The organism is Streptomyces sp. NPDC111802 (genome assembly GCF_055634335.1).
The window spans coordinates 25,033-43,072 of the sequence record NZ_JBVKCZ010000056.1; the positions used below are offsets into that span (position 1 = coordinate 25,033).

General features: G+C 72.6%; 9 protein-coding genes. 6 read left to right on the top strand and 3 right to left on the bottom strand.

Translation table 11 applies throughout. The features are described from left to right. Nucleotides 1-648 precede the first annotated feature (648 nt). From ACZ7NC_RS39130 to ACZ7NC_RS39140, 3 genes are all read left to right on the top strand, one after another. Complete coding sequence (locus tag ACZ7NC_RS39130; protein WP_471495900.1) at nucleotides 649-3,219, top strand: AAA family ATPase; 2,571 nt, start codon at nucleotides 649-651, stop codon at nucleotides 3,217-3,219. Nucleotides 3,220-3,222: 3 nt separating this feature from the next. Further along, nucleotides 3,223-6,003, top strand: coding sequence for an AAA family ATPase (locus ACZ7NC_RS39135; RefSeq protein WP_471495902.1), 2,781 nt, complete (start codon nucleotides 3,223-3,225; stop codon nucleotides 6,001-6,003). A 422-nt stretch (nucleotides 6,004-6,425) separates the two neighbouring features. Beyond that, nucleotides 6,426-7,118, top strand: coding sequence for a LuxR C-terminal-related transcriptional regulator (locus ACZ7NC_RS39140; protein ID WP_471495904.1), 693 nt, complete (start codon nucleotides 6,426-6,428; stop codon nucleotides 7,116-7,118). Nucleotides 7,119-7,181: 63 nt separating this feature from the next. On the opposite strand, the gene ACZ7NC_RS39145 is transcribed toward ACZ7NC_RS39140, so the two are convergent. Together ACZ7NC_RS39145 and ACZ7NC_RS39150 are read right to left on the bottom strand one after the other, a co-directional pair. Continuing rightward, nucleotides 7,182-7,955, bottom strand: coding sequence for a thioesterase II family protein (locus tag ACZ7NC_RS39145; RefSeq protein WP_471495906.1), 774 nt, complete (start codon nucleotides 7,953-7,955; stop codon nucleotides 7,182-7,184). A gap of 125 nt (nucleotides 7,956-8,080) precedes the next feature. Continuing rightward, nucleotides 8,081-10,933 carry an ATP-binding protein gene (locus ACZ7NC_RS39150; RefSeq protein ID WP_471495908.1) on the bottom strand — a complete coding sequence of 951 codons (2,853 nt, stop codon included), beginning with the start codon at nucleotides 10,931-10,933 and terminating at the stop codon, nucleotides 8,081-8,083. A 384-nt stretch (nucleotides 10,934-11,317) separates the two neighbouring features. Between ACZ7NC_RS39150 and ACZ7NC_RS39155 the strand changes: the two genes are divergently transcribed. The 3 genes from ACZ7NC_RS39155 to ACZ7NC_RS39165 all read left to right on the top strand — a co-directional run bounded on the left by ACZ7NC_RS39155 (nucleotide 11,318) and on the right by ACZ7NC_RS39165 (nucleotide 14,738). Continuing rightward, nucleotides 11,318-12,499 (top strand): cytochrome P450, encoded by a 1,182-nt coding sequence (locus tag ACZ7NC_RS39155; RefSeq protein ID WP_471495910.1) that lies wholly within the window; start codon nucleotides 11,318-11,320, stop codon nucleotides 12,497-12,499. Nucleotides 12,500-12,658: 159 nt separating this feature from the next. Next, nucleotides 12,659-13,849, top strand: coding sequence for a cytochrome P450 (locus ACZ7NC_RS39160; RefSeq protein WP_471495912.1), 1,191 nt, complete (start codon nucleotides 12,659-12,661; stop codon nucleotides 13,847-13,849). A 55-nt stretch (nucleotides 13,850-13,904) separates the two neighbouring features. Beyond that, nucleotides 13,905-14,738 carry a phytanoyl-CoA dioxygenase family protein gene (locus tag ACZ7NC_RS39165; RefSeq protein WP_471495914.1) on the top strand — a complete coding sequence of 278 codons (834 nt, stop codon included), beginning with the start codon at nucleotides 13,905-13,907 and terminating at the stop codon, nucleotides 14,736-14,738. A gap of 90 nt (nucleotides 14,739-14,828) precedes the next feature. On the opposite strand, the gene ACZ7NC_RS39170 is transcribed toward ACZ7NC_RS39165, so the two are convergent. Beyond that, nucleotides 14,829-18,040 (bottom strand): type I polyketide synthase (locus tag ACZ7NC_RS39170; protein WP_471495916.1); only part of this gene is annotated, 3,212 nt, incomplete at its 5' end.

Below are 18,040 nucleotides of genomic sequence, written 5' to 3' on the forward strand. Positions count from 1 at the left end.
TCTGGGGTCAGCCATAGCCTCCACAACCAAGAGCACCACACGGTCACAAAGCGCGCATCTTTTCCCACAGGGCGCCACATGTCGCGTGTTCAACGTTCGGGGCGCCGACGGCTGAGGCCCGAGGGACGGCCCCTGCGGGGGCGAGCCAGTTGCCGGGAAATTCGAATACAAGTCAACTGAAAGGCTGTCAGGAATCCATGCCTGAGCTGGTTGATTCGTTTTTCCGAAGCTGGGTACGGATGAAGGCCAACTATGACCCCCGGCGCGGGAATCAAGTGTTCACCCGCGTTACCGGCCAGTTTCTCGCAGATGGCCCGGCGATGGCCGGGCAGAACCAAGTGCCTGGCCTGATCAGGCCGGTTGACGAGAAGGAACGCCGACCGGCCGTCGCGGGATTCAACGAACGCGCTCCTGGCCGTGCCGCCCACTTATCAACGCGTGTTGATTCCTCGGTAACCTCAAAAAAAGCTCAGGGATCCCTCGGGAAACGTGTAATGGCGGTTGGATGCTCGCTAATCTCCGATTCGAAGGAAGAGCAGGTCACCCGACAGTCATCAGACGAGAGGTGCGCATGCGAAACCGTCCGCGGCTCGCCCAACCCCCCACCGCCCCCCACGGTGTGCGTGCCGCGACCCCTCAGGGTCGCCCATGACCACCATCCCCGCTTTCGTCCCCGCTCAACTCGTCGGCCGGCAGGCCGCACTCGACACCCTCGACGGACTGGTGCACCGGCTGCAGGACGGTGTCTCCGATGCCGCTGTCATCACCGGCCCCGTCGGCTCCGGCCGCAGCGCCGTGCTCGAACGAGCCGTCGACCGGGCCCGGGCCGCCGGTCTCGCCGTCGGTGTCGCCCGCTGCTCCCCGCGCGAGTCCCAGCTCCCCTACGGCACCATCACACAACTGCTGGGCACTCTGTGCGGTCCGTCCCGGATCGGTGCCCTCGCCTCCGGCATCGGTCCCGCCAGCCGGCCCACGGACACCGTCGCCCGCATGTGCGACACGCTTCTGACGCTGTCGGCCGGACGGCCCGTGCTGCTGGCCGTCGACGATGTGCACCTCGCCGACCCCCACTCGCTGCGCCGGCTCGTCGACCTCATCCACCTGGCCCGTCAGGGCGCCGTCCTCGCCGTCGTCACCTCCCCCCTGCCCGTCCGGCAGGTCCTCGAAGCGGCCGGAGCAGAGCCCGCGGTCCGCTGCCCCGCGCACATCGTGCGCCTCGACCCGCTCACCACCGCCGAGGCGCGCGGGCTGGTCGAGTCCCGCGTCGGCCACCCGGTACCGCGGTCCGTGCTCACGGTGGCCGGCGTCGCCGGCTGGTCCCCCGCCGTCCTGCACGCCGTCGCCGACCGGATCACCGCCCTCGGCCGCCCGCTGGACACCGACGCCGTACCTCAGCTCATCGCCGCCGCCCGCACCACTTGGGCAGGCCGTGCCCTCACCACCATCCACGGCCTGCCCAAGAACGTCGTCGCGCTGCTGCGCGCCACGGCCGTCGCCGGACACCAGGCGGAGCCGGCCCGGCTCGCGGCCCTGGCCGGCCTCGACGCCACCGCCTTCGCCGACGCCGTGGACGCCCTGCGGGCCTGCGGGCTGCTCGCCGACACCGACACTCCCCGGCTGCGCCACGCCTGGTTCGCCGATGACGTCGTGGCGGGCATGACCGGGCCCGAGCGTGACCGTCTGCGCCGTCGCGCCGCCTCGCTGAACGGTCAGGAAGGCTCCCGCGTCGGCACCGTCGCCGAGTTGCTCGGCGATGTCACCGCCCTCGTGCGCCCCTGGACCGCCTCGGACACCGCCTCCGCCCGTCCGCGGCAGACCGCCGACCTCACGACCGCGACCCTGCGGCACTCGCTGGGCGAGCCGGTCACAGAGGCCGAGCGGGCCGGGCGCCTGATCCGGCTGGCCGCCGCCGAGACCGTGACCGCCCCGCAGGCCTCGGACGGCCGGCTCCGCCAGGTGATGCTGCGCCACCTCAGCCGCGCGACCTGGCCGCATGTGCTCCACGCCGCCGATCTGCTGCTCGGGCGCGGCGACGCCGAGACCGCCCGCTGGGTGATCGCCGACGTGCACCAGCGGGCCCTCACCAAGATCCCCGACGACGAGCTGCGTCCGCTGCGTGCCCTGGGCCGGCTCGCCCACAAGGAGAAGGGGGGCCTGCCGCTCGTCGCCCCACCGCCCCTGCACTCCGACCGCCCCGGACACCCGGCCGAGTCCGCCGTGCTCGCCTGGACCCTCGCCACCCGCGGCGAGGACCGGGCCCACACTCTGGAACTCGCCCGCGCGGCACTGGACGAGCCCGCGTCCGTCCCCTACATGTGCCGCATAGCCGCGGCCCGTGCCCTGCTGTGCGCGGACGACGTATCCACCGCCCTCGACCGCCTGGACGCCGTCGCCGCGGATGCCCACCGCGACAACGCCGTCGCGGCCGCCGCCCAGGCCCTGCTCAGCCGTGCCGAGACCGAAGTGCGCCATGGCCGCGGCGAGGCGGCCCTGCGCCGTCTGACCGCCGCCACGCGTGCCCTCCCGCCCGCCTCGTGGCACAGCCTCCTCGCACCCCGGCTCGCCGCCGCCGAGATCCTGGCCCTCGTGCGCTGCGACCGCGTGGACGAGGCCCGGCGCGCCTCGGAGCGGGCCCGGAGCCGGCCCGAGGGCCACAGCGTCACCACGGCCTTCCTGCTGTACGCCCGCGCCGAACTCGCCCTCATCGACGGGGACGCCGCCCGGGCCCTGCTGCTGCTGGAGGAGTGCGGCCGGGTGCTGCACGCCAAGCGCTGGCGCAACCCCATGCTCATCCCGTGGCGCAGCGCCGCGGCCGTCGCCCACCATCACCTCGGCGCCCCCGCCACGGCGAACGAGCTGCTCGCCAAGGAGCTTGACGTCGCGGAGCGTTGGGGAACGGTGGACGCCTTCACCGCACTGCGCGTCCGCACCCACGAGGCGCTGGCCCGGCACGGCGTCGACATCCCCTGGACGCCCGGCTGTGACAGACCCCCTGCGGCACCCGACGAGACCGCCCCGGAGCCGGACCTCCTGACTCCCTCCGAGCGCGACGTGGCCGCCCTCGTCGTCGAGGGACTGGCCAACCGCGAGATCTCCCGGCGGCTGGGCCTGGCCACCCGCACCGTCGAGCTACGGCTCACGAACGTCTATCGCAAGCTGGGCGTCAAGGGGCGCGCCGCCCTCGTCGCCCACCTGCGAGCCCGGCAGGAGGACGCCTGATCCATGCTGCTGGAGCGCGAGAAGGAGCTGGCCGTCCTGGACGAGGCGGTGGCCCACGCCCGGTCGGGCACCGGGGTCCTCGTCCTCGTCGAGGGCGGTGCCGGCGCCGGCACCACGGCCCTGCTGAACCGGCTGGCCGACCGGGCGACGGCGGCCGGTGCCCTGGTGCTGCGCTCCACCGGAACCCCCGGCGAACGCACCGTCCCCTTCGGTGTGCTGCGCCAGCTCGTGCTCCCGCTCATCGCCGAACGCGACCTGCTCGCCCCGCCGCTGACCGCCCCGCCGCCCATCGCCCCCGGCACCGGCCACGCGGGGCCGGGCGGCGAGAGCGGCGCCGCCGTCCGCGCCGACACGCTCCACTGGCTGCACATCCTGTTCGCCGGACTGAGCGCCGAGCGGACCGTGGTCGTCGCCGTCGACGACCTGGGCTGGGTCGACGACGCCTCGCTGGAGGCGCTCGCCCACCTCGCCGCCCGCCTCGACGGGCTGCGCCTGCTGCTGGCCGTGGTCCGCAAGGACGGCCTCGGCGCGTCCAGCGCGCTCGTCGGCGAGATCGCCGCGACCACCACCCACCGGGTCCGCGCCCGCGGCCTGTCGCGCCGTGCCACGGCGGAACTGGTGACCCGTCACCTCGGGCCGGGCTGCCCCGAGGAGTTCGGCCGGACCTGTCACGACGTCACCGGCGGCCGACCCAAGGATCTGAGGGTGCTGTGCGACCGGGCCCGGCTCAGGCGGCTGGGCGCACCGCACTGGCACACGCAGCGACTGCGCGGGCTCGGCGAGTCGCTGCGCCGCGAGCGGCTGCTGTCGCTGCTGCGCCGCGAACCCGTCCTGGACGCCTTCCTCAAGGCCACCGCCGTGCTCGCCGAGCAGGCCACCGACGACCTCGTCGCGCAGCTGGCGGGGCTGAGCCTGCGGCAGTGCGAGGAGGCCCGCGAGGTCCTCGCGCATGTGTGGCCCCCGGCCGTCGGCCAGGGCCCGGCCGCCCATCTGCGCGCGGCCTGCGCCGTCGTACTCCAGGCGATGGGGGACGAGGAGAGCTCCCGCCGCCACCGTGAGGCGTCCTCCTTGCTGGACGCGTCCGGTGCCGGACCGGAGGAGGTCGCCGTGCCGCTGCTGCACGTCGACCGGCTGGGCGACCCGTGGGAGATCCACCAGCTGCGCGCGGCGGCGGCCGCGGCCCGTCGCCGGGGCGCGCCCGAGACCGCCGTGCGCTATCTCAGCCGGGCCCTCGTCGATGTCCCGGCCGCCAGCCATGTGCGTGCCGAGTTGCTGTACGAACTCGGGGTCACCGAACTGGATCTGAGGTCCCCGGTCGCGGGCCGCCACTTCGTGCAGGCCGCGCGGCTCATGCCCCGGCTGCGGCGCCGCGCCGAGGTCGTCTCCAGCACGCCGATGGACATCGTGCGCAGCGATCCCGAGGTCGCCGCCCTCGTCCGGGAGACGGCCGCCGGTCTCGGCACGCCGCGGGAGTCCGACCGGCAGGGCGGGTATCTCGCGATGCGGCTGGAGGCCCGGGCCCGGTACGCCGGTCTGGAGGACCCCGGCCTGGTGATGTCGGCGGCGCGCCGGCTGCACGAACTCGACGAGCGGCGCTACGGCGCCTCGGCGGCCGAACGCGAACTGCGCACCGTCCTCGTGTTCACGGCGGCCATGGGCGGACAGACCGACCACCGCACCGTCGCCCGCATGGCCCGGCAGGTCCTGGAGGAGGAGCCCGCGCACAGCCCCCTGTCGGGCCTGGCGCTCGAACTGCTTCCCCCGGTGCTCTACTGCACGGACAGCCCGCACATCGCCGCGCCCTGGCTGGACGCCGCGCGCCTGCACGCCGCGCAGGAGGGCAACCGCGCGACGCTGTCCCGGATCGAGGCGGTGCGGGGTCTCACCCAACTGGCGCGGGGCGAGGTCGGTCTGGCCCGGGAGTGCGGCGACCGCGCGCTCGCGCTGGGCGAGGGTGCGGCGCCCCGGGACCGGGTGCAGTCCAGCCTCCTCCTGGGCTTCGTCGCTCTCGAAACGGACGACGCCGAACTCGCCGGGCAGCAGCTCGATCCCGCCGAACCCCCCACCGACCTGCGGCTGTTCGCCCTGCACGGGGCGCTCAACGGCATGCTGGCCGAGGCCCGGGGGGATCTGCCGGTGGCGCTCGCGCACTATCTGGACTGCGGTGGCGTCCTGGAGCGCGCCGGCTGGGTGAATCCGGCGTTCGCCCATTGGCAGGTGCGGGCCGCGTTGGTCCAGCACCGGATGGGCCGCAGAGCCCAGGCCCTCGCGGTGGCGCGCACCCATTACGAACACGCCCTTCGCTGGGGAGCGCCGACCACTCTGAGCCGCGCGCTGCGCCTGCTCGGTGTCGTCACCGACGGCGCGCCGGGCGTCGAGTTGCTGCGGCAGGCCGTCGCCACGGTCGACACGGACGGCAGCCGCCTGGAGTCGGCCCATGCCCTGACGGAACTGGGCAGGCGTCTTCAGCAGGAGTCGGTCCCGGAGGGCGACAGCCTGCTCAGACGTGGGCGCCGACTGGCCGCCGAATTGCTGAACGTGCCGGCCGGCACAGGGCACGGCACCACCACCCGCCCGGCGCGGGCACTCGCGGCCGGACTCACTCCGGCCGAGACGCGGGTGGCGGAACGCGCGGCCCGCGGTCTCAGCAATAGGGAGATCGCGGAGGAACTCGAAACGAGTCTACGGGCCGTGGAAAGACACCTCACGAGCTCCTACCGAAAATTCCGTATTTCCGGCCGGGAGCAGCTGGCCGGGGCCATGGGAATGGACGGAACCGGCTAGTCTGCCCAGGGGGCACCGCAGCCATGCCGCAGAGCTGCGAGGAGTTTTGTTCATTGTGTTCATGGGATTCATGCAACACAATGTCCGTCGAATTTGCACGACCTTCACCGCCGCACACCCCGACGCCCCACCCCCGCCCCGGACACCCCCGCTGACATGGGCAAGTACCGACTCCAGCGTCACCTGCACCTCACATTCGCAGGTTACCGAACGGTACTCGGAAAGCGCCCGCAGGCGGGACCGCAATGCGCACCGAACCACCGTCGGCGGGCACCGCAGTCTTAGCGGCAAATAGGGGCCGGCGAACCCTGTATGCCTTGACATGTATTTTCATTCGATGGCAATGTCATGGGTGAAGGAACACTCCCCGCTGCGGGATGCACCACTGGTCATGAGCGCTGAGAGAGAGTGGCCCACCCCCCATGAAGAACGCAGGCCTGGACTCCGCCGAGATCCTCCCCGACACACCGCGGAACTGGTCTCCGGAACCGTATCGCGACAGCTATTTGGCGCTTTTCGAGCAGTCCATCGTTTGCATCGCGAATCTTGATCTGGAATTCCGGATAATGGAGGCCAACCGATCCTTCGCCCGTCAATTCGATTGGACCCCGGGACAGGGTACGGGAAAGGACTTCTGTGATCTCCTGCACCCCAGTGTGCAGGGCAAGCTGAAGAACGAGTTGATCCGGCTGGCGGACGGTCAGAGCCCGCGGTTCGCCGATCACTTGGTGGCGGTGGGCGCGCAGGACGCCGTATTCCGCGGAGAGATGACCGGAATCGCCGTACGAAGTGGAGTCGGCCGGGTCGACCGCATCCTGGTGATGGTCGACCCGGAGGAATCCGCGAACGGTCCGCAGATCGCCAACGCACGGCGCAAACTGTTCAGTCCGATGCACGCCCGCATTCTGGAAGGTGTGGCGTCGGGTGAGTCGACGGTCCAGCTGGCCACGAAACTCTTCCTCAGCCGCGGCGGAGTGGAATACCACGTCTCGTCGCTGCTGCGGAAGATGAAGGTGACCAACCGGCCGGCGCTGATATCGAAGAGCTACTCCCTGGGTGTCTTCGCCGTCGGTCAGTGGCCGCCGCGGGTGCGCCCGGAGTTCGTCTCCGACTGACCGCGAGTATCCGAAGGTTTCGTGGGCCCCACCGTTTCCCCGCGGTGGGGCCCACGGGCTTTGTCAGGCCTCGGTCGTCCGGGCGCCGTCGAGTTCCGCGCCGATCTCGGCGTACACCTCGTTCAGATGCCCGGTGAGGAAGAAGTGGCCGCCGGAGAAGGCCCGCATACGGAAGGCGCCCTCGGTGTGGTCGCGCCAGGCCTCGGCCTCCGCGAGGCTGGTACGCGGGTCGGCGTCGCCCGTCAGGACGGTCAGCGCTGCGCGCAGCCGGCGCCCGGTCGGGCAGGTGTAGGTCTCGATGGCCCGGTAGTCGCCCCGGATCGCGGGCAGCGCCATCCGCATCAGCTCGTCGTCGCCGAACACGGCCGCGTCGGTGCCGTTGAGCAGCCGCAGCTCGGTGATCACCCCGGCGTCGTCCTTCTGGTGCACCCGCTCGTCCCGGTGGGAGGACGGGGCGCGCCGACCCGAGGCGATGACCGCGCGCGGCGGATTGGCGCCGAGTTCCTCCAGCCGCAGCGCCGTCTCGAAGGCCAGGACGGCGCCCATGCTGTGGCCGAAGAACACCGTCGGCTTCTCGCTCAGCTCGCGGATCTCCTCGCACAGCAGATCCGCCAGCTTGCCGATGTCCTCGACGCACGGCTCCGTACGCCGGTCCTGGCGCCCCGGGTACTGGAGCGCGACCACGTCGACCTCCGGCGCGAAGCGCACCGACACCGGGTGGAAGAAGCTGGCCGAACCGCCCGCGTGCGGAAAGCAGACCAGTCTTGCGGAGCTGCCGGTCGAGGGGTGGTAGCGACGGATCCACGCCGTGGTGGCGTCGTCGGCGATACGCGACATGGGCGTCCCTTTCAGAGGCTTTCGTCCGTGCGGGGCGGCAACCGGCCCGCCGTCACTCCTCATTGAACGCAGCGCGCTACCTGCAAAACCCTAAACTTCCGGCGCTGCGGGGAAGACGGCCGGCGTCAGCCGACGGGTCTGCGTTCCGCGGCGAGCACCGCCGCCAGTTCGCCGCGCCCCCGGATGCCGAGCTTGCGGTACACGCTGGTGAGATGGAACTCCACGGTGCGCTGGGTGAGGAACAGGGCCTCGGCGATCTCCCGGTTGGTGGCTCCGGCCGCGGCCCGTTCGGCGACCTGGCGTTCGCTTCCGCTCAGCGCGTCGGTGGGTGACTCGGTGCCGCGTCGCAGCCGTCCGCCTGCCGCGCCGAGGGCGGGCACGGCCTGGTCGAGGAGCAGCCGGTCGCCGCAGATCACGGCGATGTCGATGGAGCGGCGCAGCCGTTCGCGCGCGCTCTCGGCGTCGCCGCGCTCCAGCAGCCGCCGGCCGAGCAGATACTCGGCGCGGGCGTGCTCCAGGCGGCCCGGGCTGTCGTCGAGGAGACGGGCGGCCTCGGTCAGTTCGTCGATGCCGGTGTCGCCGGGGGTGAGGACACCGCGGGCGAGGGCGAGCATGCCCAGGGCGCGGGGTGTGCCCCAGCGCCCCACGGCCGGTGCCACACGGTCGACGACGTCGCGTCCCTCGCCGTGCCGGCCCAGTTCGGCGAGCAGTTGCGCGGCGTCGTACCACCAGGGGGCGAGGACGGGGTTGCCGATGCCCGCCTCGGCAAGGCTGTCACCGCAGCGCACGAGGTGGCCGAGGGCGCCTTCCAGGTCGCCGAGCGCGGCACGGGTCCGGGCCCGGCTCATCATGTAGGTGTGCGACTCCAGCGTGAACTGGTCCAGGCGGGGCCGCCTGATCAGGTCGAGCACCTCCTCGGCGCGGCCGGCGTCGCCCCGCAGGACGAGGACGTCCGCGAGGGTGCAGTGCGGGCCGACGGCGCTCTTCACATGCAGGTCGCGGTGGACGAGGTCGAAGGCGAGCTGCGCGTCCACCAGGGCCTGCGCGATGTTGCCGGTCCACATGTGCACCTGGGCGCGGGTGTTGGAGGCGAGGGCGCTGTTCCAGGCCTGGCCGCGCTTTTGGGCGTGCTCCAGCAGGGCGGTGAGCACGAACTCGACGGGCTTGATCTCGTCGGCGAGATAGAGGGTGAGGCTGGCGCCGAGGGCACCCCAGCCGCCCAGTGACACATCCCCGACCCGAAGAACCCGTTCGGCGGCCGGGACCAGCTCGGCGGCGGGGCGGCCCTCCAGGGTGCCGAGCGCGCACAGCATGCCGAGCAGCAGGCGCTCCTCGGCGGTCTCGCCGGGCGGCGGCACATGGTCGCGGAACCGCTCGCTGACGCGGCGCACGGTGGACTTCTCGTCGAGTCCGGAGACCAGTGCCATCGCCTCGACGAGGGTGCGCAGCGCCTGTTCCTCCGGGGAGTCGCCGAGTTCGGACTCGACCATGGGCAGCGTCTCGCGCACCAACTCGAAGGCACGCAGCGAGTTCTGGACGCCGAGGGAGGTGATGACGTACTGCAGGACGAGACGGCAGCGCAGACGCGGGTCGGTGGCGAGGGACAGCGCGTGTTCCAGCCGGCTGAGCGCGGTGGGGTGGTCGGAGTGGGCGAGGACCCGGGCCGAGGCGGACAGCAGCTCGATGTCGTCGAGGTCGTGCCGCAGGGCTCGGGAGAGGTACTGGCCGGCCGTGGCGGGGGCGCCGCGCTGCTCGGCGCCGAGCGCGGCGGACCGCAGCACGGTGACCATCCAGGGCTCGGGCACCTCGGGCAGGTGCATCAGCTGGGCGGCGACCTGGTCGCTGGGGCGCCCGGAGTCGTTGAGCAGGCGGGCGGCGCGCTCGCGCAGCGCGAGGCGTTCCTCGGCCGGGGTCGCGTCGAGGACGGCCTGGCGCATGAGGTCGTGGCGGTAGTTGAGGGAGTCGGGGCGCAGCAGTCCAGCGGCGCGCAGGGCGTCGACGGCGCCGGCGGCAGGGCCGGGGGTGGTGCCGGCGAGGGCGGCGACGGGTTCGATGTCGTCGGACTCCAGGATCGCGAGCGCCTTCGCGACGGCGAGCCGGTCGGGGCCGAGCCGGTCGAGGTAGAAGCGGGCCACCGCGCCCTGCCCGAGGCCGTCACGGAGCGCGTCGGCGTCCAGCCCGGCGTCCGGGGCGCGTTCCCTCAGCTCGCGGACGACCAGCTGGACCAGGAACGGAGTGCCGCCGGTGAGTTCCATGCAGCGTTCGACGACGGACGCGTCGGGCGTGACGGTGAGGGCCGCGGTGAGCATGGCGCGCACGGCGTCGTCGGTGAGCGGCTCGACGTCGACGGTGAGGCAGGAGGCGACGTCGGCCATCTCGTCCAGCACGTCGAGGCGTGCGGGCTCGACCTCGGTGCGCATCGTCAGGAGCAGGGCGACCGGCAGGCCCTCGGCCCGGCGCAGCAGGAAGCCGAGCCAGCGCAGCGACGCCTCGTCGCACCACTGGAGGTCGTCGACAGCGAGGATCAGGGGCCGCTCGGCGGCGAGGGAGGCGGTGAGCCAGTACAGGCCGTGCATGACGCCGTACATGTCGGCCGGCTGGCCGTCGGGGGCGCCGTCCGCCGTGAGGGCGGGCAGGGCGAGTGCGGCGCTGCCGGCGAGTGCGGCGCTGCCGGCGAGCAGCGGATGGCGGGCCGGGTCGCCGTCGGTGAGGCCGAGCGGCGCGAACAGGGTGCGTACGGCCTCGTAGGCGGCGCCGCCGCTCTCCTGGCACTTGACGGTGAGGACGCGGGCGTCGGTGCCCGGTTCGGCGAGCGCGGCGGACATCAGCCGGGTCTTTCCGATGCCGGCGGGCCCGCGGAGCAGGACCGCGCGTCCGTCACCCGCGCCGTGGAGGTGCTCACGGATCAGGGCGAGTTCCAGGTCCCGGCCGACCAGCACAGGCTCGTCTTCCGCCTTCAGACCGGACGTTAATGCCACCGAGTCTCCTGTACTGCCCCCGCCAGCAGAGGAGTTGGCGGAAAGCACAAACCGAACGACCTTTTCTTGTCTGATCATAGGCATCCAACGGGGTGCCCCTCAGCCGCGCACGATCCGGTCGCGCACGACACATAGCGCCCTTCGCGCATTCACGATCGCCAACTCGGGGCCGGCTGCCCGTGCCCCGCCGCCGGTCAGAGCGCCCACGGGAGAGCAACCTTGTTCGATGCTTCGGACATCCACGGCGGAGAAAGTGAGCGGGAGTCACATTCGAGTGTGGTGCACTACACACGAGCGGTCCGCGAGGCCGGCTCCGGACTCCCGGGCCCAAACGGTGCCGAATTCTCGGGAATTCGCCAGTGGCAGGGCGTCACGCTCGGGCGCATGTCGCACACACCGCCGTTACACGCGCTCGACACCGACGCGCGCCCCGTGTTGGCCCCCAGCCCGCTGCGGGCGCTGCGCGACGAGGCAGCCGTCTGCCGCGTGCGCACGCCCGCCGGTCACGAGGCCTGGCTGGTCACCCGGCACGCCGAGACGAAGGCGCTCCTGCACGACGAGCGGCTGGGCCGCTTCCACCCCACTCCCGCCACCGCGCCCAAGTACGTCGACAGCCCCCTCGTGGAGATGCTGATCATCGACGACGCCGACACCGCGCGGGAGATGCACCGCCAGGTCCGCGCCCTGCTCGGCCCGCAGTTCGCGGCACGCCGTATGCAGGCACTGCGCCCCCACGTGGCGGCCGCCGCGCAGGCGCTCGCCGACGACTTCGCCAACCGTGAACAACCCACCGATCTGCACCGGCACTTCGCGCTGCCGTACTCGCTGAGCATCCTGCACGAGCTGATCGGCGTGCCCGCCGAGGAGCGGGAGCACGCGGCGCGGCTGCTCGCCGAGATCGGGCGGGTCGGGACGGACGGGGCGGCCGCGCCGGGGCCTGGCCCCCTCTTCGCGCTGTTCGGCGCGCTCGCCGAGGCCAAGCGGGCCGCACCGCAGGACGACGTCCTGACCCGGCTCGTCACCGCAGGCGTCCCCACGGAGCAGGCCGCCGCGCTCGCCGCGACCCTGCTGATGGCGGGGCTGGAGAGCGTCGCGAGCTTCATCACCCTGGGCGTCGTACTGCTCACCCGCCACCCGGAGCGGCTGCGGGCCGCGCTCGACGATCCGGCGGTGATGGCGGCGCTCGTGGAGGAGATCCTGCGCAACGGCAAGCAGTCCGGGTCCGTCCTGCCCCGGTACGCCGCCGCCGACATCGACATCGGCGGGGTGACGATCCGGGCCGGCGACCTGGTGCTGCTGGACTTCGCGCTGGCCAACCACGACGAGCGTGTCTTCGAGCAGGCCGAAGAGTTCGATCCGGGCCGTACGCCGAACCCGCATCTGTCGTTCGGGCACGGGATCTGGCACTGCCTCGGCGCCTCACTCGCCCGGATCGAGCTGGCGGAGGCGTTCGGCGCGCTGTTCGGGCGCATGCCGGAGCTGCGGCCGGCGGTCTCGCACGAGCGGCTCGTCACCAGCGCTGGGCGGCTCGTCGGAGGGCCCGCCGAACTGCCGGTGCGGTGGTAGCGGAGGATCCCGGCAGGACCCCCGATCGTGTACCGGGCTGTACCGGGCCTTCGGATCTCGTGCCAGGACTAGGGATTTGCCCGCCGCCGGCGGCCCATCCTTCGTCTCGCACCGGGGTCCGGATGTCCCGGTGCACCTCCCGGTGAGAGGGGACGCCACGTGACAGCGACAGACATGAGGGACGACGCCGCGCGGCAGGTCGACTTCCCGTTCCGCCGGCCCGGCGAGCCCTTCCCACCCCCCGGTTACGCCGAGATACGCGAGCGGGACGGGCTGGTGTGGTCGATGATGCCGGGCGGCCAGCGGGTCTGGCTGCTGACCCGGTTCGAGGACGTACGTCAGGCCCTGCTCCACCCGCACCTGAGCTCGGACTCCCGCAACGAGGGCTTCCCCACCCCGGGCCGTACGGGTGGGCCGCCCGCGCAGACCCAGATTCCCGGCTGGTTCGCCACCCTCGACCCGCCCGAGCACGACCGATACCGCAAGATCCTGATGCAGGACTTCACCGCACGGCGGATGAGGGAACTGCGCCCCCGGATCCAGCAGGTCGTCGAGGACTGTGCGGAGTCGCTGGCCGCCAAGGGCAACTCGGCCGATCTGGTGGCCGACTACGCGGTGCCCATTCCGTCGCTGGTGATCTGCGAGCTGCTGGGCGTGCCCAACGCCGACCGGGCGTTCTTCGAGTCCCGTATCGCGCTCCTCGTCACCCTGGCCGCCACCGACGAGGAGCGGGACAAGGCGACGACGGAACTCCTGCGCTACCTGGGCCGGATGGTCACCATCAAGCGGCACCGGCCCGGCGACGACCTGATCAGCACCATGATCGCCTCCGGGGAGCTGGCGCCGATGGAGGTCGGCGGAGCGGCCCTGCTGTTGCTGATCGCGGGCCAGGAGACCACCGCCAACAACATCGCCCTGGGCGCGGTCCCCCTCATGACGCATCCGGAGTGGATCGGCGACCCGGGGATCGTGGACGAGTTGCTGCGGTACTACTCCGTCGCCGATCTGGTGCCGCTGCGGGTGGCCGTGGCGGACCTGGAGATCGGCGGCCAGCTCATCAGGGCGGGCGAGGGCGTGGCACCGCTGGTGGCCGCCGCCAACTTCGACGAGGGCAAGTTCGCCTGCCCGCACGCCTTCGACCCGGGACGCTCGGCGCAGGGCCACGTCGCCTTCGGGCACGGGCGGCACAAGTGCCTGGGCCAGCATCTCGTGCGCGTGGAGATGGAACTGGCCTACCGCGTCCTCTTCGAGCGACTGCCCGGGATCCGGCTCGACTGTGCCGTCGAGGACCTGCGCCCCAAGGACGCCGGCGTGCTGTACGGGCTCGCCGAACTGCCGGTGCGCTGGTGACCGTCCCGCCGACCGGCCGCATCGCCGACCGAAACCGACAGAACCAGGATTCCGCATGCCCGCAGATCTGACCCGGCTTCCCGCAACCGCCCCGCTGTCCGACGTCACCGCCGTCCTGGAACGCGACGGCGGGCTGATCGTCGAGGACCTCGTCGACGAGACGACCCTGAAGGGACTGTGGGGCGACCTCGGCCCCGCGCTCGACGCCACCGGCTACGGGGACAGTTCCTTCACCGGCCAGCGCACCAAGCGGCTCAGCTCGCTGTTCGCCCGCTCCCGGCACATGGAGCGGATCGCGCTCGACCCGCTGTATCTGGGCGCCGCCCGGGACCTGATCGAGCGGCCCTCGACAAACTGGTTCGGCCGCACGCGCACCGATCTCGCCCCAAACGTCCAGGTCAGCATCACCCAGGTGATCCAGATCTGGCCCGGCGAGACCGCGCAGCCGCCGCACCGCGACGACATCGCGCACCTGCTGCCCAGCCCCGGACCGACGAACCGGGTGCAGATCATGCTGGCGATGAGCGAGTTCACCGAGGAGAACGGGGCGACGATCGTCTACCCGGGCAGTCACCTGTGGGAGGCCGAGCGTGCGCCGCGCCCGGAGGAGGCGGTGCAGGCGGAGATGGCGCCGGGGTCCTGTCTGATCTGGGTGGGCGGTCTGTTCCACGGCGGCGGCGCGAACCTCGCCGACGACGCGCGCACGGGCCTCACGCTCGCGCTGGTGCGGGGCAATCTGCGCCAGGAGGAGAACCAGTATCTGGCCGTGCCCCGGGAGATCGTCCGTGAGTACCCGGAGGAGCTCCAGCGGCTGCTGGGCTGGGGCCTGTGCCCGCCGTTCCTGGGCTGGTACGAGCAGGAGGACCCGATCCGCCTGCTCGACGACTGATCGAACCGGCACCGGCTGCCGGCCCAGGACCGGTCGGCCGGTCGAACCCCGAGGGCCGCCGCGCACACCGCGCGGCGGCCCTCGGCGTGTTCAGCGCTCCAGCAGCCAGTCGTGGACGGCCCGCGCGGTGGTGTCCGCGTCCCCTTCCAGCAGGCTGACATGGTTGCCGGGGACCTCCACCTGCTCGTGCGGCAGCGGCCAGGCGGGCCGGTCGGCGCCCAGCAGCAGGGCGGGGTCGTGTTCGGCGGCGGCCACGAACAGGGTCCGCGGCGCGTCGTCGGCGGGCGCGGGCCGCCACCGGGTGAACAGGCGGCCGTAGTGGGCGGTCGCGGTGAGCTGGTCGGCGCCGACCGGGACGTCGGGGAAGTCCCGCATGAGCCGGCAGGAGGTGGCGACCATGGGGAGCGCGAGGTTCTCGTCGGGCGTCTCCGGCGAGTCGAGCAGCACCAGGGCGCGCGGGGGTGCGCCGGCCCGGGTCAGCGCGGCGGCCAGGAGGTGGGCCTGCCAGCCGCCGGAGGAGTAGCCGACGAGGGTGAGCGGCTTGTCCCCCAAGGCCGTGAGGACGGCGTCCGTCTGCCGGGCGGCGGCGGCTTCGGCGCTGTCGGGCAGCGGCTCGCCCGGCGCGTAGCCCGGTGCGGGCAGCACCCAGACATCGCGGGTGCCGTGCAGGGCGGCCGCGAACCGGGAGTACTGGTAGGCGGTGGCGGGCGCGACCAGGGACGGCAGGCACAGCAGGGCCTCGCCCTCGGTGCCGGTGGCGAGCCGGACCGGCCGGGGCCCCGGGGTCGTCGCGCCGGGACGCGCGTCCAGCTCGGCGGCCCCGCGGGGCGGCGTGTCCGGCAGGCCGAACCCGGGCCGCATCGCGGCCGCGAGGTGCAGCACGTCCAGTCCCCTGTCGTACTGCTGCCGCTCGAAGGCGTGACGCACCAGCGCGGTCACGGAGTCTGTGGGCGCGGTGGACTGCCCGTCCCCGCCGGCCAGTTCACCGCTGATGTGCGCGGCGAGGGCACGCGGTGTGGCGTGCTCGTACAGGGCGGAGGTCGGCAACTGGACACCGCACGCCCGGCCCACCCGGTTGCGGAGGTCGCCGAGCGACAGGGAGGTGAAGCCGAGTTCGAAGAACCGCTGCGTGACAACGACCTCACCGGTGTCGGTGTGTCCGAGGACCCGGGCCACCTCGGCGACGACGAGTTCCAGGACGGCACTCTCGCGCTCGGCCGGGGACAGCGAGCGAAGACGGTCGGTGGGGGTGGACAGGACCGCGGGCTCGACGTGCGGGGCGAACTCGCGCGGCGGCCCCGAGAGTCCGAGGAAGCTCATCGCGCCGTTCTCGCCGATACGGTCGGGCAGCCAGTACCTACGACGCCGGAAGGCATACGTCGGCAGGTCGACCCGGCGCGCGCCGGTCCCGGCGAACAGGGCACCCCAGTCGACGTCCGTGCCGTGGACGAAGACCTCGGCGAGGGCGGTGAACAGCGCGGCGACCTCCGCCCGGTCGCGGCGCAGCACACTGACGGCGACGGCGGTCCCGACGGGCGCCTGCGCGGAGAGGACCGGGTCGGGGCCGATCTCCAGGAGCCTGCCGGCTCCCTGCGCACCGGTGGCGGTGGTGAGCGCGTCGTGGAAGCGCACGGGCTCGACGATCTGATCCACCCAGTAGCGGGCGGTGGCCCAGTCGCCCTCCCGCAGAGCCTTCCCGGTGACGGAGCTGACGGCGGGCACGGCCGGCATGCGGTAGGCGATGCCGTCGGCCACGGCGGCGAAGTCGTCAAGAACCGGTTTCATCAGCGGCGAGTGGAAGGCGTGGCTGACCCGCAGCCGGGACACCCTGCGCCCCCGCTCCCGGAAGTCGGCGACCACGGCCTCGACGGCGCCCTCCGCGCCCGACACGACCACGGACCGCGGCCCGTTCACGGCGGCCAGCGTGACGCCCGGGTGCAGCGCCTCGGCAACCTCCTCCTCGGTGGCCTCGATCGCCGCCATCGCCCCGCCCTCCGGGAGGGCCTGCATCAACCGGGCACGAGCGGCAACCAGCCGTACGGCGTCCGGCAATTCGAACACCCCGGCCGCATACGCAGCCGCAAACTCGCCCACTGAGTGACCGACCACGCAGTCGGGCACGGTCCCCCACGAGCGCAGCAGTTCCACCAGAGACACCTGTACGGCGAACAGCGCCGCCTGCGCATAGCCCGTACGGTCCAGCAGCGCGGCCTCCGCCGAGCCCTCCGGCGCGAACACCGCGTCCCGTACGCCCTTCGTGAAGCCGGCGGCGCCCTCGAACTCCCCGTCGAGGTGGGCGCACACCTCGTCGAAGGTCCTGGCGAACACAGGGAACCGGCCGTACAACTCCCGCCCCATTCCCGGGCGCTGGCTGCCCTGCCCGGTGAACAGCCACGCCGTGCCGCCCTCGGTGAGGGTGCCGCTGACGATGTGCGGGGTGGGCGTACCGGTTGCGTAAGACGTGAGGGCAGCGGCCATCGTCGGTGTGTCCGGTCCCAGGACGACGGCGCGGTGGGTCAGGGCCGCGCGGGTGGTGGCCAGCGAGTGGCCGATGTCATGCGCGGAGAGGTCGTCGGTGAGCGCGGAGCCCAGACGGCCGGCCTGCCGCGCCAGCGACTCCGGCCGGTGGGCCGACAGGACCCACGGAACGAGCGGGAGCGGCTCGTCGGTGCCGGGCCGCTCGGGCCGCTCCGGCTCGGGGGCTTCTTCGAGGATGACGTGGGCGTTGGTGCCGCTGATCCCGAACGCGGAGACACCGGCCCGCCTGGGCCGCTCACCACGCGGCCACGGCCGGGACCCGGTCAACAGCCTGACCTGACCGGCCTCCCAGTCCACATGCGACGACGGCCGATCCACATGCAACGTCGCGGGCAGACACTCCCGCTGCATCGCCAGCACCATCTTGATCACACCGGCCGCACCCGCGGCCGCCTGCGTATGCCCAAGATTCGACTTCACCGAACCCAACCACAACGGCCCATCGGCACCACGCCCCTGACCATAGGTCGCCAGCAACGCCTGCGCCTCGATCGGATCCCCCAGCGCCGTGCCTGTGCCGTGTGCCTCGACCACATCCACATCCGCGGCCTCCACCCCCGCACTCCGCAACGCCTGGCGGATCACACGCTGCTGGGACGGACCATTCGGCGCCGTCAACCCATTCGACGCACCATCCTGATTGACCGCACTCCCCCGCACCACCGCCAAAACCGGGTGATTGTTACGGCGGGCATCGGAAAGACGCTCCAACACCAGCATCCCCGCACCCTCACCCCACACCGTCCCATCCGCACCCTCACCGA